The sequence below is a fragment of the Pseudomonas peli genome (genome assembly GCF_050563605.1).
Lineage (GTDB): Bacteria > Pseudomonadota > Gammaproteobacteria > Pseudomonadales > Pseudomonadaceae > Aquipseudomonas > Aquipseudomonas peli_A.
Genome location: NZ_JBNXUH010000007.1, coordinates 151,574 through 164,760, shown reverse-complemented (window position 1 = coordinate 164,760; position 13,187 = coordinate 151,574). Strand labels below are relative to the sequence as shown.

13 protein-coding genes are annotated in these 13,187 nt (G+C 61.8%); 10 read left to right on the top strand and 3 right to left on the bottom strand.

Features of this window, described 5'->3' with window-relative positions; translation table 11 throughout:
• Window positions 1-87: 87 nt before the first annotated feature.
• The 7 genes from ACQ4LH_RS10795 to ACQ4LH_RS10765 all read left to right on the top strand — a co-directional run bounded on the left by ACQ4LH_RS10795 (window position 88) and on the right by ACQ4LH_RS10765 (window position 7,514).
• Window positions 88-861, top strand: a complete 774-nt coding sequence (locus tag ACQ4LH_RS10795) for an alpha/beta hydrolase (RefSeq protein ID WP_430697168.1) — start codon at window positions 88-90, stop codon at window positions 859-861.
• Window positions 862-1,050: 189 nt separating this feature from the next.
• Window positions 1,051-1,947, top strand: a complete 897-nt coding sequence (locus ACQ4LH_RS10790) for a LysR family transcriptional regulator (RefSeq protein ID WP_430697167.1) — start codon at window positions 1,051-1,053, stop codon at window positions 1,945-1,947.
• A 3-nt stretch (window positions 1,948-1,950) separates the two neighbouring features.
• Complete coding sequence (locus ACQ4LH_RS10785; RefSeq protein WP_430697166.1) at window positions 1,951-2,853, top strand: LysR family transcriptional regulator; 903 nt, start codon at window positions 1,951-1,953, stop codon at window positions 2,851-2,853.
• 177 nt (window positions 2,854-3,030) lie between these two features.
• On the top strand, window positions 3,031-3,660 hold the full coding sequence (locus ACQ4LH_RS10780) for a glutathione S-transferase (RefSeq protein WP_430697165.1): 630 nt from the start codon (window positions 3,031-3,033) through the stop codon (window positions 3,658-3,660).
• A 51-nt stretch (window positions 3,661-3,711) separates the two neighbouring features.
• Window positions 3,712-5,772 (top strand): pyridoxamine 5'-phosphate oxidase family protein, encoded by a 2,061-nt coding sequence (locus ACQ4LH_RS10775; protein WP_430697164.1) that lies wholly within the window; start codon window positions 3,712-3,714, stop codon window positions 5,770-5,772.
• Between the two features lie 246 nt (window positions 5,773-6,018).
• Window positions 6,019-6,495 carry a DUF1348 family protein gene (locus tag ACQ4LH_RS10770; protein WP_430697163.1) on the top strand — a complete coding sequence of 159 codons (477 nt, stop codon included), beginning with the start codon at window positions 6,019-6,021 and terminating at the stop codon, window positions 6,493-6,495.
• Between the two features lie 278 nt (window positions 6,496-6,773).
• Window positions 6,774-7,514, top strand: a complete 741-nt coding sequence (locus ACQ4LH_RS10765) for a Crp/Fnr family transcriptional regulator (protein ID WP_430697161.1) — start codon at window positions 6,774-6,776, stop codon at window positions 7,512-7,514.
• Between the two features lie 208 nt (window positions 7,515-7,722).
• Here the strand turns inward: ACQ4LH_RS10765 and ACQ4LH_RS10760 are convergent, their stop codons facing one another.
• Together ACQ4LH_RS10760 and ACQ4LH_RS10755 are read right to left on the bottom strand one after the other, a co-directional pair.
• Window positions 7,723-9,432 (bottom strand): amidase, encoded by a 1,710-nt coding sequence (locus tag ACQ4LH_RS10760; RefSeq protein ID WP_430697160.1) that lies wholly within the window; start codon window positions 9,430-9,432, stop codon window positions 7,723-7,725.
• 88 nt (window positions 9,433-9,520) lie between these two features.
• Window positions 9,521-10,225, bottom strand: coding sequence for a glutathione binding-like protein (locus ACQ4LH_RS10755; RefSeq protein WP_430697159.1), 705 nt, complete (start codon window positions 10,223-10,225; stop codon window positions 9,521-9,523).
• Window positions 10,226-10,360: 135 nt separating this feature from the next.
• Between ACQ4LH_RS10755 and ACQ4LH_RS10750 the strand changes: the two genes are divergently transcribed.
• Complete coding sequence (locus ACQ4LH_RS10750; protein WP_430697158.1) at window positions 10,361-10,798, top strand: HIT family protein; 438 nt, start codon at window positions 10,361-10,363, stop codon at window positions 10,796-10,798.
• 117 nt (window positions 10,799-10,915) lie between these two features.
• Window positions 10,916-11,341 (top strand): 3-isopropylmalate dehydratase, encoded by a 426-nt coding sequence (locus tag ACQ4LH_RS10745; protein ID WP_305593614.1) that lies wholly within the window; start codon window positions 10,916-10,918, stop codon window positions 11,339-11,341.
• A 25-nt stretch (window positions 11,342-11,366) separates the two neighbouring features.
• Here ACQ4LH_RS10745 and ACQ4LH_RS10740 read toward each other — a convergent pair whose 3' ends face one another.
• The gene (locus ACQ4LH_RS10740) at window positions 11,367-12,269 is read right to left on the bottom strand and encodes a LysR family transcriptional regulator (RefSeq protein WP_430697156.1); all 903 of its coding nucleotides are present in this window, start codon (window positions 12,267-12,269) and stop codon (window positions 11,367-11,369) included.
• 140 nt (window positions 12,270-12,409) lie between these two features.
• Here ACQ4LH_RS10740 and ACQ4LH_RS10735 point away from each other — a divergent pair, with 140 nt between their 5' ends.
• Window positions 12,410-13,168 carry an SDR family NAD(P)-dependent oxidoreductase gene (locus ACQ4LH_RS10735; RefSeq protein WP_430697155.1) on the top strand — a complete coding sequence of 253 codons (759 nt, stop codon included), beginning with the start codon at window positions 12,410-12,412 and terminating at the stop codon, window positions 13,166-13,168.
• Window positions 13,169-13,187: the final 19 nt, after the last annotated feature.

The window sequence follows — 13,187 nt, the reverse complement described above, 5'->3', positions numbered from 1 at the left end:
AAAAAGCCCCAGGGTCGGATAAATGACCGATACCCGCCAACTATGTGGGTCCGCAGAATTTGAACTCCCAACACAGGAGTTCAGCCCATGAAAACATTCAAGTCGCAACTCGTCACCGCCGCCTTCGCCCTGACCAGCACCCTTATGGTGAGTGTCAGCCAGGCTGCTGAGGCAACGCCTTCGGTGGTCATCGTACACGGCGCCTTCGCCGACGGCTCTGACTGGGCCAAGGTGGTGCCGTACCTGCAGGCCGAAGGGGTTGCGGTCACGGTCGTACAAAACCCGCTCACCTCGCTGGCCGACGACGTTGCCGCCACGCAACGCGTGCTGAACAACCAGTCGGGCAACGTGGTGCTGGTCGGCCACTCCTGGGGCGGTACCGTGATCAGCGAAGCCGGCGCCCACGAGAAAGTCAGTGCTCTGGTGTACGTCGCCGCCTTCGCACCTGATGCAGGCCAGTTCAGTGGCGAACAGGGCAAGGGCGCGCCTACCCCGCCTGGCATCAGCCAGATCAAGGCAGACGGCAATGGCTTCCTCTACCTGACGCCAGAAGGCATGGCCAAGGACTTCGCCCAGGATCTCCCGGCGGCACAGACCGCGGTGATGACCGCTACCCAAGGCCCGATCAAGGCATCCGCCTTCGATGATCGGACCACGGTCGCTGCCTGGAAGACCAAGCCGTCCTGGTACCTGCTCGCCAGCGAAGACCGCATGATCCACCCTGACGTCCAGCGCTCCAGTGCCAAGCGTATCGGCGCCACCCTGACAGAAGTAAGCGCCAGCCATGTGCCGCAGCAGTCGCAGCCTGGCGAAGTGGCCAAGGTGATTCTCAACGCGGTACGCAGTGTTGGCGAGCAGTGATCGGAAATACGGTTTCATGCTCACGGCCTATGACCTGAATAATTAAGCGCTTAACCTCTCCCGGATGTGCTCGCAGCCACTGCATAGTTTCAGCAGTAGGCTGTGAGCAGGCGCTACGCTAGTAGCGCTTTATGCAATTCTTAAAGCCAATCTCGACGTTGGGCGGTGAGTGTGGATAGGTTTCAGGAGATGAAGGTGCTGCTGGCCGTTGCTGAGGCGGAAAGCTTTGCCGGTGGCGCCAAGCTGGTGGGTATGTCGCCGCCCAGCGTGACTCGGGTGATTGCCGGCTTGGAGAAGCGTCTGGGCACGCTGTTGCTGGCGCGCAGCACACGTAGTCTGCGCCTGACCGAAGCGGGGCGGCGCTATGTGGAGGACTGCAAGCGCATCCTGCTGGAGCTGGAAGAGGCCGAAGAGTTGGCCACCGGCAGCAGCATTCGTGCACGGGGTAACCTGACCGTGACGGCGCCGGTGATGTTCGGTGAGCTGTATCTGATCCCGCTGATTACCGAGTACCTGTCGGCCCATCCACAGGTGACGATCAATGCGCTGTTGGTGGATCGCTTGGTGAACATGGTGGATGAAGGCGTGGACGTCGCCATCCGCATCGGTCAGTTGCCGGAAACCGGTCTGCAGGCCATCAAGGTTGGGCAGATTCGCCCGGTTATCTGCGCCGCGCCGGCCTTTCTCGAACGCTTTGGTCGACCGCAGGAGCCCAAGGAGGTACTGGCGGCGCCCATCGTGATGTCCTCGGCCAGCAGTCTGCTCACCGATTGGCAGTTCAACCTGGGCACAAGCTCTCTGACCCTGCATCCCAAACCGCGCCTGCTGGTGAGTTCCAATCAGGCGGCGATCAATGCTGCCCGCCTGGGCTGGGGGCTGACGCGGGTGCTGTCGTATCAGGTGGCCGAGCTGGTTGCGAAGGGCGAGCTGGAGATCATCCTCGATACCTTTGAGGCCGCGGCACTGCCGGTGCATGTGCTCTATCAAGGCGGCGGACGGGTGCCGGCCAAGGTGCGTACCTTTGTCGACTTTTGTGCCAGCCGCTTCCTGCAAGACCCGGCGCTGCAAAAGGTCGGGAGCGCCTAGCGCATGAGCCGCTATCAGCAGATGCAGGTGTTCGCTGCTGTGGTGCAAGCCGGTAGCCTGGCAGCGGCGGGGCGGCAGCTGGAGCTTTCCCCCGCGACCATCATGCGCAGCATTGCCTCACTGGAAGCACGCCTGAACAACAGCCTGCTTATTCGCGGGCCGCGCGGCGTCGAACTGAGCCCCGTGGGTGAGCAGTTTGCCGTCAGCTGTCGGCAGATCCTCGAACAAACCGCAGTTGCCGAACGTTCCGCCGCCGGCCTGCATGCAAGCCCTGCCGGCCGGTTGACCCTGTCGTTACCGATGCTGATGGATCAGCAGGTGTTTATGCCGATCGCCCTCGACTATCTGGCGGCGTTCCCCGAGGTGCAGTTGGTTACCCGGGCCAGCGAAGGTGTGCCCAAACTGCTTGAAGAAGGCATTGATATCGCCCTGGTGGTGGGCCATTTGCCGAACTCTTCCGGCTTCGCCATGCCGGTGGGCAGGGTGCGGCCGATTGTCTGCGGCTCTCCCGACTACCTGGCCAAGTGGGGGCGCCCGCAGACGCCTGACGATCTCAAAGTGCACCGCAGCGTGCTGACCACAGCCAGCGGCCAACAAAGCGAATGGCGCTTTCAGTACGAGCGCGCCACGCGCCTGGTGAAACCTGCACCCGTGTTGACCTGTACGACTCAGCGCGCCGCCATCCATGCCGCAACCCTGGGGCTGGGCCTGATTCGCTGCATGAGTTACGAGGCGCACCATGAGTTGCAGAACGGTTTGCTTGAACCGGTACTGAGTGACTTTGCCAGTCAGGACCTGCCCGCGCAGTTGATCTACCGCGATGGGCGCCGGGCCGAGGCGCGGGTGCGCACTTTTATCGATTTCGCCACGCCCAGGCTGCGCGCTCATCCCGCATTTATTGGCTAACGCCGCAAGGTTGTCACCTCAGCTGACAGCCGTATTCTTTTAGAAAACGAAATTATGCATTGCTCTGCATGGGGATTCTGCTTGGCCGCGAGCAGGCGCAGCATGGTTCCACCAGCGCAAGAGCCACCGACCTGGTTTGACGCCGCTGACTACCCTGACCTCACACGGAGCCACCCCATGTCTCAGCCAGCCATCAAACTCTATCGTGTCCCTCTTTCAGGCCATGCCCATCGCGTCGAGCTGTTGCTCTCACTGCTGCAGCTGCCCACCGAGATGGTATTTGTCGACATCCCCAATGGGGCGCATAAAAAGCCTGAATTCCTGGCCCTCAACGCCTTTGGGCAAGTGCCGGTTATCGATGACAACGGCACCATCCTCAGTGACTCGAATGCCATTCTGGTTTATCTGGCGAAGAAATATGGCGACGGTAAGTGGCTGGCTGAAGAGCCTTTGGCTGCAGCGCGCATTCAGCGCTGGCTGTCGGTGGCGGCCGGCCAACTGGCTTACGGCCCGGCATCTGCAAGGCTGATCACGGTGTTCGGCGCGCCATTGAATGCCGAGGAAGTGATCGCGCGCTCCCACGCCCTGCTCAAGGTGATGGACGGCGAACTGGCCAACACGCCTTTCCTGGCGGGCGATACTGCCACCCTCGCCGATATCGCCAACTACACCTATATCGCCCATGCACCGGAAGGCAATGTATCGCTGCAGGCCTATCCGAATGTGCGCGCTTGGCTGGAGCGGGTCGAAGCACTGCCAGGTTTTGTGCCCATGCAGCGTACTGCTGCCGGCTTGCAAGCCAACTGAGCCCGCACTGGCTGCCGGGTACCCGGCAGCCTTCTCGGAGGAGCGCGTTCCATGGATCATCTGCCCAAACACCGCCACTCGCCCTGGCATACCGGGGAAAAAACGCTGCAGGACATCTACGGCGTCACCGAGCGCATGGAGGTGATCGGGCAGAAGGTCATTCGTGATTACATGCCCGACCAGCACCGCGAGTTCTACCAGCAACTGCCGTTTATGCTGGTCGGTGCGGTCGATGCACAGCAGCGGCCCTGGGCGACCCTGCTGGAGGGGCCGGAAGGTTTCGTCACCTCGCCCGACCCGCAGCAGTTGCTATTGGCCGTACAACCCGACGCGCAGGACCCTGCCGCCAGCGGCCTGCAACCCGGTCACGCCGTCGGCTTGCTCGGTATCGAACTGCATACGCGCCGGCGCAATCGCATTAACGGGGTGATCCAGCAGGTTGCTGCCGATGGCCTGGCCATTGCGGTCGAACACTCCTACGGCAATTGCCCCAAGTACATCCAGGCACGCGGCTATAGCCGCACTACTGAGCTGCTGAAGAACCGCGCTGTGCGCGAGGATTTCAGCGCGCTGAATGCCCGTACCACCGAGATGATCCGCGCGGCGGATACCTTCTTTATCGCCAGCTATTTCGACCATGACGCGCACAGTCGCTCGGTGGATGTTTCGCATCGCGGCGGCCGCGCCGGCTTTGTCAAAGTCGAAGGCAATCGGCTGACGATTCCCGATTACGCCGGCAACCTGTTCTTCAACACCCTGGGCAACCTGCAGGCAAATCCTGTCGCGGGCTTGCTGTTTGTCGATTTCTCCACTGGCGACATGCTGCAACTCACCGGGCGCACCGAGCTGATTCTCGATAGCCCGATGATCAACGCGTTTGAAAGTGCCGAGCGCCTGTGGACCTTCGATGTCGAGCAGGCAGTATTACGTCCGGCTGCAACATCGCTGCGCTGGGAATTTCACGATTACGCACCGACCAGTTTGGCCACCGGCACCTGGGCAGAAGCGGACGAAAAGCTGCACCAGAGCGAGCAACGCCGGCAGTGGCAACAATGGCGAGTGACGCAGGTACAGCAGGAAAGTAAGGACATTCGCTCGTTCTTTATCCAGCCGCTGGATAAGACGGCAGTGACGTTTACCCCGGGCCAGCACGTGCCGGTGCGCCTGCATATCCCTGGTGCCGAGGCGCCGCTGATCCGTACCTACAGCGTCTCCAACGCACCGTCTGACGGGCATATCCGCATCAGCGTCAAAGCCCAGGGGCCGGCTTCGCATCACCTGCACAAGCATGTACAGGTGGGCGATGTGCTGGAGGTTCGCCCGCCCATGGGCAGCTTCACCCTGACCGAGGAAAGCGAGCGCCCGGTGGTGTTGATCGCTGCCGGGGTTGGCATCACGCCTTTGCTCTCGATGTTCCGGGAGTTGGCCGCGCAGAATACTCAGCAGCAGCGGCAACGCCATGTGTATCTATTCCAGAGCGCCAGAACCCTGCAGGACTTGCCGTTCCAGGCCGAACTCAAGGCGCTGCAGCAACGTGATGCCGAGCACCTGCATATCCACCGCGCATTAAGCAGCCCAGGCACTGAGGCGGTTGTGGGCCGTGACTTCGAGATAACCGGTCGCCTCGACTTCGCCCAGGTAAAGGCGCGGCTGCCCCTGGATGACTACGACTTTTACCTGTGCGGCCCCGGCGGTTTTCTGCAGGCCATGTACGACGGGTTGCGTGGGCTGAACATTGTTGATGAGCGCATCTATGCCGAAGCATTCGGCCCTTCGACGCTGCAACGCCTGGCGGTCGAACCGCTTGCCGCACCCGTTCAGTTGCCCGCCGCCAGCGCGCCTGTACCGGTCTATTTCGCTTCTTCGGCGAAGGAGGGGCGTTGGACGCCGGGCAGTGGCAGCCTGTTGGATCTGGCGGAAAGCCGTGGCCTGAACCCCGACTTCAGCTGCCGTGGCGGCTCGTGCGGCACCTGCAAAACGCGCCTGGTCAGCGGCAACGTGCATTACCCCAACCCACCGGCGCAAATGCCGGAGAGCGACAGCGTATTGATCTGCTGCGCCATACCTGCGCAGCAGGAAGACGGTATCCAACCCCTGGTGCTTGATCTCTAACGAGGTGCTGCGACATGAACCGCGAAACAGTGGACCGTTACGACGCGCCCGACGCATCGAGTGAAACGCCAGGGCACTGGGAGGTGAATTATTTACTGCCGCAGTTGCTGTCTGGTCCTGACTTCTCGGGCCACGACGTAAATGCTGCGCTGATGCGTGTGTTGAAGCGGCTGTTTGCCGGCTTACGGGCACCCCGCGTCGTGCCACCCGTTACGCCATCCCTCACCCCATGCAGGAGCCACCGCCATGTCTACCGCTGAAATTCGCCAACCGGTTCCACCCTTTACCCGCGAGTCGGCGCTGTTGAAAGTTCGCCTCGCCGAAGATGGTTGGAACAGCCGCGATGCGGCCAAAGTGGCCCTGGCTTATACCCCTGATACCCAATGGCGCAACCGCGCGGAGTTCGTCACCAGCCGTGCCGAGGCGCAGGCGTTTTTACAGCGCAAATGGCACAAAGAGCTGGAGTACCGCTTGATCAAGGAGCTATGGGCGTTTACCAATAACCGCATCGCCGTGCGTTATGCCTACGAATGGCACGACGACTCGGGCAACTGGTTTCGCTCATACGGCAACGAGAACTGGGAGTTCACCGAAAACGGCCTGATGGCCCACCGCTTTGCCTGCATCAATGACCTGCCCATTCAAGAGTCCGAGCGCAAATTCCGCTGGCCATTGGGGCGTCGGCCTGACGACCATCCGGGGCTTTCGCAGTTGGGGCTATAACGGCATCGACCTAAGCCGCTCGAGTAAGACAAAACGGGATTGACGCCTTGCGCGCCAATCCCGTTTTTGCTTTCAGGCTCGTGATAGAGGCGTCATCGGGCACTTCGAACCAATGGACTCGACAGCAGCAAAATTTAGCATGGCTGAGTCGTCATAGCCGCGGCCGGCGAAATGGAACTTTTCGCGCTGTGTACGCAAACGGACAGAACTCCTTGGCGTTTATCGCCATGATGCCATCGGCCTGCAAAAGAGAGCTGTGCCGTTGCTCAAAGGATGCTATGTCGATCGCTGCCAATCCACGCGAAAACCACCTGTTGGCCGCCCTACCTGACGAGGAGCTAGGACGCCTGCTGCCCTTTCTCGAACTGATTCCATTGCTCAGCGGCAGTGTGCTTTACGGGCCTGGGGAGCCCATGCGTTATCTCTATTTCCCAACCGATTCTATCGTTTCGTTGCTGTACGGCGTCGAGGATGGTTCTTCGGTGGAAATCGCCTTAGTCGGTAATGAAGGCGTAGTGGGCATGGCCTTGTACATGGGCGGCGAGACCACCCTCAGCCAAGCTATCGTGCAGAGTTCGGGCTCGGCCTACCGCTTGAAAGGGCAGGTGCTTATGTCGCCCTTCGATCACGCCGCCCCGCTGCAACAGTTGCTGCTGCGCTACACCCAGGCGCTGCTTACGCAAATGGCCCAGCGCCTGGTGTGCACCCGAGTGCATTCACTGGACCAGCAATTATGCCGCTGGTTATTGCAGTGCTTTGATCGCTTGCCGGTGAATCAACTACGGATGACTCAAGAGTTGATCGCCAGCATGCTCGGGGTGCGGCGCGGCGGGGTGTCCGAAATGGCCGGCAATCTCCAGCGCTCCGGGCTCATCAGCTACAGCCGTGGTTGTATTACGCTGCTCGATCGGCCGGGTCTGGAGGGGCGTTCCTGCGAGTGTTATGCGGTGGTTAGAAACGAGTTCGAGCGCCTGTTTCCGAGTGCCTTACGCGCCGCTCAGCTGATAAGAACGGACTGATTTACTGCCCAAAGCTGTCGCTAGACATAGACAGAAATCGGATAACAGCGGTCCTCCCTCAGCATCACTATCAGGGCTCCGACTCTCGCGCACCCGCAATTTGGGTGGAGTAAAACGATGCCCATCAGGGCTTGCGGTGGGCTTCGCTGCGCTTAGCGCCGGCCTACCCATTGCATACAGCTCCTGACGGGCTCACAGTTTTGCGTTTTCAGCCACCCTGCAAAGGCGGCGTGCGTGGTGGCACCAGGCGTTTCGAGCCGGTGGATTCGAACGCGGCGGCAAAGCGCAGCAGGGCGGAGTCGTCATAGGCGCGGCCGGCGAAGGTCAGGCCGGCGGGCATGCCGATATCGGCCATCACGCCCATCGGCACGGTGACGGTGGGCACGCCCAGATGGCGGATGGCCAGGTTGCCGTTGGCCACCCAGACGCCATTGCTCCAGGCGATATCTGCAGACTCTGGATTGACGTCGGCATCCGCCGGGCCGACGTCGGCGACGGTGGGGAACAGCACGGCGTCGAGGCCGAGGTTATCCATCCAGTCTTCCAGGTCGAGCTTGCGGGTGTGTTCCAGGCCGCGCAGGCCATCGGGCAGGGTTTCGATCTGATCCCAGGTCTTCAGGCCGCGTTTGGCCATGTTGACGTACTCGTCCATGCCAGCGGCCAGGTCGCCCTCGCGGTTTGGCAGGGTGCCGGGGTCGTGGGGGAAAATCTGCGGGCCGTCGACGTCGGCCAGTGTGTTCAGTTTGGGGTCGCCGTTGGCGCGCAAGAAGTCGTCAAAGGCCCAGCCGCTCAGCTCCCACAGCTCGTCATGCAAAAACTCTGGGGTCACGATGCCACGGTTGTACACGGTCGGCGCGCCGGGTCGGTCGCCTTCGCAGTTGGAGACCAGCGGGAAGTCCACTTCGATCACTTCGGCGCCGGCGGCTTCCAGCGCCTTGCGTGCGGCTTCCCACAGGTCGATCACCGAGGCGCGGGTGTGGATACGCTGGCCAGTCGGGCCACCGATGCCGGGGTTTTCGCTGGTGCCGGCGGCGTTATCCTTGTTGATAAACATACGTGGCACGCCAAAGCGTTTACCGGCTAAAGCATCGGCTTTGGCGGCGAGGTCGGCATAGGCGGCCGGGCGTACATCGGAGGCTTTCGGGATCGCTACCCAGGGCTGCAGGCGCCAGAGGTCACCACGGTTGTCCGGGTCGTCGGCGACCACGATATCGAGTATTTCGAGCAAGTCGGCCATGGTTCGCGCATAGGGCACCACCACGTCCATGGTCGGCGTCAGCGGCCAGTTGCCGCGCACCGAAATCACCCCGCGCGATGGCGTGTAGGCGCAGAGGCCATTGTTCGAGGCTGGGCCGCGACCGCTCGACCAGGTTTCCTCGGCCAGGCCGAAGGCAGCAAAGCTCGCGGCAGTGGCGGTGCCGGCACCGTTGGATGAGCCGGAAGCGAAGGGCGCGGTGAGATAGCTGGCGTTGTAAGGGCTTTCCGCGCGGCCATAGACGCCGCGCTGCATGCCGCCGTTAGCCATGGGCGGCATATTGGTTTTGCCCAGGCAGATGGCCCCGGCCCCGCGCAGGCGCTCGACGGTAAAGGCATCGCGATAGGCGACCAGGCCCTTGAAGGCCGGGCTGCCGGAGGCGGCGGTGAGGCCCTTGACCAGGTAACTGTCCTTGGCGGTGTAGGGGATGCCGTCAAGCGGGCCAAGCGTTGCGCCACGGGCGCGGCGCGCATCGGATGCCTGGGCTTCCTTGAGCGCATCGGGATTGCGCACGACGACTGCGTTAAGTTTGGTCGGGGTGCCGGCAGCGTCGTAGGCGTCGATGCGGGCGAGGTAGGCCTGCACCAGTTCGACCGCCGTGGTCTGGCCGGCTTCGAGCGCGGCGCGCAGTTCGGCAATGGAAACCTCGGTTACCTCGATCATGCTGTCACCGCTGGCTGTTGAAGAGAGTTGTTCATATCAGTTCTCGTGGCGCTGTTCTGATGCGTTGACTGGGCTGCTGGCGTCTATTTTAGCCGCGTGCCGGGGTGACCAGGCCCTTGATTACTGCCGGGCGGGCGACAAAGGCTTGCAGCACCCGCTGCACATTAGTGAAGCGCTCGAACTCCACCAGCTCGCCGGCCTCGTAGAAACCCACCAGGTTTCGCACCCAGGGGAACACGGCGATATCGGCGATGCTGTAGTCCTCGCCCATGATCCAGCTGCGGCCTTGCAGGCGTTGTTCGAGTACCCCGAGCAGGCGCTGGGATTCGGCGATGTAGCGGTCGCGCGGGCGTTTGTCCGGGTAATCCTTGCCGGCGAATTTATGGAAGAAACCCAGCTGGCCGAACATCGGGCCGATGCCGCCCATCTGCCACATCAGCCACTGCAGGGTTTCATAGCGCGTGGCGGCGTCCTGGGCCAATAGCTGGCCGGTCTTTTCCGCCAGGTAGATCAGAATCGCCCCGGACTCGAACAGCGCCAGCGGTTTGCCGCCTGGCCCATTGGGGTCGAGGATCGCCGGGATCTTGTTGTTGGGGTTGAGCGAGAGGAATTCTTCACTGAGCTGATCGTTAGTGTCGAAGCTGACCAGGTGCGGCTCATAGGCCAGGCCGATCTCTTCCAGCATGATCGAGGCTTTGACGCCGTTGGGCGTGGGCAGCGAATACAGCTGCAGGCGCTCTGGGTGCTGGGCGGGCCATTTGTGCGTAATTGGGTAAGCGGAAAGGTCTGACATGGGCGCTCCGGATTAAGGTGGCGAAAGGCGCAGGATAACGGTGATTGGCCATTTGGTCAGGTTGCAGGTTTTTCCCCGCGCGCAGAAATCGGTATGGTTGGGGCCATCTCAACCCCAGCCCACTGGAGAACCCTGATGAGCCTGCACGGCGAATACGACAACCAGAATATCTTTGCCCAGATCATCCGCGGCGAAGCCCCTTGCTACAAGCTTTACGAGGATGAGGATGTGCTGGCCTTCCTCGATGTGTTTCCGCAGTCCTTTGGCCATACCCTGGTGATCCCCAAGCGCTCGGCGGCGCGCAATATTCTGGAAATCGACAGCGACAGCCTGAGCAAGGTGATGGCTGTGGTGCAGACGCTGACTGGGGTGATCATCGACGAGCTGGAGCCAGCTGGGGTGCAGGTGGCGCAGTTTAATGGTGCGCCAGCCGGGCAGACGGTGTTCCATATTCATATGCATATCGTGCCGCGCTACGTCGGCGAGAAGCTCAGCGTGCACGCCGGCGGCAAGGCCGAGCCGGAAGAGCTGGCGGCGTTGCAGGCGCGTCTGCTCAAGCGCATCGCTGGTTGATAAAGGCCTGGTTGTGGCGGCGCATCAGTCTGCACTTGAGGCCAGCCGCGCCAGGGGCAATACTCAAGCCGTTTTGCGGTTTTCCTTTACTGTTTTCTGCGCCCATGGAGGGCTCCCATGCGATTGATTTGTGCCGTTTTACCGCTGTTGCTGTTGGCCGGCTGTTCGTCCTGGAAGCCCGCGCCAGAGGATGTAAAACCTGTGCCGGCGGACCGTTTGTTGGGTTATCAGGAGCCGCTGGGGCGGGGCGGAGAGTTGCAGGTCAATCGTGATGTCGGCGGCATGGGCGGCGGTTGCTATGTAGCTGTTCTGGTCGACCGCAAGGTGGCCGCACGCATTGGCGTGGGTGAGCAGGTGCGTTTTCAGGTGCCGGTCGGCACGCGGGTGTTGAGCATCGGTATCGACGAGATGGACGACACTCTGTGCGGCATGGGCCGTCTGCGTCGTGAACTGGCGGTGAAGGTTGAGCCGGGCTCGCAGCAGAACTTCCGCATCGTCAGCGATAACCGCAAAGGTTTCGACATCCTGCCGATTACCCAGTAACTCGCAACGCGCCGGTGCCTGCCAGTCAGGTGCCGGTGTGCTCGCTCAGCAACGCTTCCAGCCACTGCATAAATGCCCGCACCCGCTGCGGCTGATGACGGCGCTGGGCGAAGAGCAGGCTGATCGGCATGGGCGGCGGCAAGTAGTCTGGCAACAAACTGTGCAGATGCCCGCTGGCCAGCAGCTCGCTGACCCCGATCAGCGGCGCCTGAATAATTCCCAGGCCTCCCAGGCACGCGCCTTCATAGGCATCGACGTTATTCACCGTGACATTCCCCGCCATCGGCAGCTGCTGCAGTACGCCGCCGGCCAAATATTCGAAACCGCTTGAGCGACTGCCGAGCACCGGCACGTAATGGATCAGCCGATGCTGAGCCAGGTCATCAAGGCTCTGCGGCGTTCCGTAGCGTGCCAGGTAGGCGCCGCTGGCGCAGTTGACCATGGGCAATTGGCCGAGCGGTCGTACGATCAGGTTGGGCTCGTTGACCACGCCGATGCGCAGCACGCAGTCGAAGCCTTCACGCACCAGGTCAACGCGCCGATCACTGCTGCTGATCTCCAGTTCGATACCTGGGTGCAGCGCAGTAAATTCCCCCAGACGCGGTGCCACCAGACGTCGCGCCAGGCCAGTGGGCATGTCGATGCGCAGGCGGCCGCTAAGCTGCGCGCCGTCCTGGCGGAACAGGCCCTCCAGTTCATCCATATTGGCCAGCATGTCCTTGCTGCGTTCATACAGCACCAGGCCATCCTGAGTCGGTTGTACCTTGCGTGTGGTGCGGTGTAGCAGACGCGTGCCGAGCAAGGCTTCCAGGCTTTGCACCTGCTGCGACACGCTCGACCTGGGCAACCCAAGGCTGTCGGCGGCCTGGGTAAAACTGGCCAGCTCACTGACGCGGACAAAGGTGCGCAGCAGTTCCAGGGTATTCATGGGCAGCAGCTCCGCTAAATTGTTCGTGATTGATGATCAGTGTTTTCAATTTTGCTGAGTTTATCCAGCTTAAAGCGAGCAATAACCTGTGCTCACTGATTCAACCACTGCACTGCTAGTCAACTAAAGGGAGCACGCATATGACCCGTAAAATCGCACTGATCACTGGCGCAAGCCGCGGCCTGGGGCGCAACACCGCCCTGCATCTGGCGGCGCAGGGCATCGACATCATCGGCACCTACCACAGCCAGGCGGCTGATGCGCAGAGCCTGGCAGCCGAGATCGAACAACTCGGCGCGCGTGCACTGATGCTGCAGCTGGATGTCAGCCAGAGCAGCAGCTTTGCCGCGTTTGCCGCAGCAGTGGCGGCTGGGTTGCAGGGCACTTTTGGCCGCAGTGATTTCGATTTTCTGATCAACAATGCCGGTATCGGCATCCACGCCAGCTTTGCCGAAACCAGCGAGGCGCAGTTCGATCAACTGGTGAATATCCAGCTCAAGGGGCCGTTCTTCCTCACTCAGCAACTGCTGCCGCTGCTCGCTGAGCAGGGCCGCATCGTCAATATCTCCACCGGTCTGGCGCGTTTCAGCCTGCCGGGTTATGCCGCCTATGCGGCGATGAAGGGCGGCATCGAGGTGTGGACGCGCTATCTGGCCAAGGAGCTGGGGCCGCGCGGTATCAGCGTCAACGTGCTGGCTCCAGGCGCTATCGAGACTGACTTTGGCGGTGGCGTGGTGCGCGACAACAGCCAGGTCAACGCCTTTATCGCCGCCAACACGGCCCTGGGCCGGGTCGGCCTGCCGGACGATATCGGCGGCGCGATTGCCATGCTGCTAAGCGACGGCGGCCGCTGGATCACCGGGCAGCGGATTGAGGCGTCTGGCGGCATGTTTCTGTGAAGCGCTGATGTGCGCTGGC

Bases quoted from the DNA above. Each gene is read 5' to 3' on its own strand.
- ACQ4LH_RS10795 (WP_430697168.1), top strand. From the start codon at position 88: ATGAAAACATTCAAGTCGCAACTCGTCACCGCCGCCTTCGCCCTGACC.
- ACQ4LH_RS10790 (WP_430697167.1), top strand. From the start codon at position 1,051: ATGAAGGTGCTGCTGGCCGTTGCTGAGGCGGAAAGCTTTGCCGGTGGC.
- ACQ4LH_RS10785 (WP_430697166.1), top strand. From the start codon at position 1,951: ATGAGCCGCTATCAGCAGATGCAGGTGTTCGCTGCTGTGGTGCAAGCC.
- ACQ4LH_RS10780 (WP_430697165.1), top strand. From the start codon at position 3,031: ATGTCTCAGCCAGCCATCAAACTCTATCGTGTCCCTCTTTCAGGCCAT.
- ACQ4LH_RS10775 (WP_430697164.1), top strand. From the start codon at position 3,712: ATGGATCATCTGCCCAAACACCGCCACTCGCCCTGGCATACCGGGGAA.
- ACQ4LH_RS10770 (WP_430697163.1), top strand. From the start codon at position 6,019: ATGTCTACCGCTGAAATTCGCCAACCGGTTCCACCCTTTACCCGCGAG.
- ACQ4LH_RS10765 (WP_430697161.1), top strand. From the start codon at position 6,774: ATGTCGATCGCTGCCAATCCACGCGAAAACCACCTGTTGGCCGCCCTA.
- ACQ4LH_RS10760 (WP_430697160.1), bottom strand. From the start codon at position 9,432: ATGATCGAGGTAACCGAGGTTTCCATTGCCGAACTGCGCGCCGCGCTC.
- ACQ4LH_RS10755 (WP_430697159.1), bottom strand. From the start codon at position 10,225: ATGTCAGACCTTTCCGCTTACCCAATTACGCACAAATGGCCCGCCCAG.
- ACQ4LH_RS10750 (WP_430697158.1), top strand. From the start codon at position 10,361: ATGAGCCTGCACGGCGAATACGACAACCAGAATATCTTTGCCCAGATC.
- ACQ4LH_RS10745 (WP_305593614.1), top strand. From the start codon at position 10,916: ATGCGATTGATTTGTGCCGTTTTACCGCTGTTGCTGTTGGCCGGCTGT.
- ACQ4LH_RS10740 (WP_430697156.1), bottom strand. From the start codon at position 12,269: ATGAATACCCTGGAACTGCTGCGCACCTTTGTCCGCGTCAGTGAGCTG.
- ACQ4LH_RS10735 (WP_430697155.1), top strand. From the start codon at position 12,410: ATGACCCGTAAAATCGCACTGATCACTGGCGCAAGCCGCGGCCTGGGG.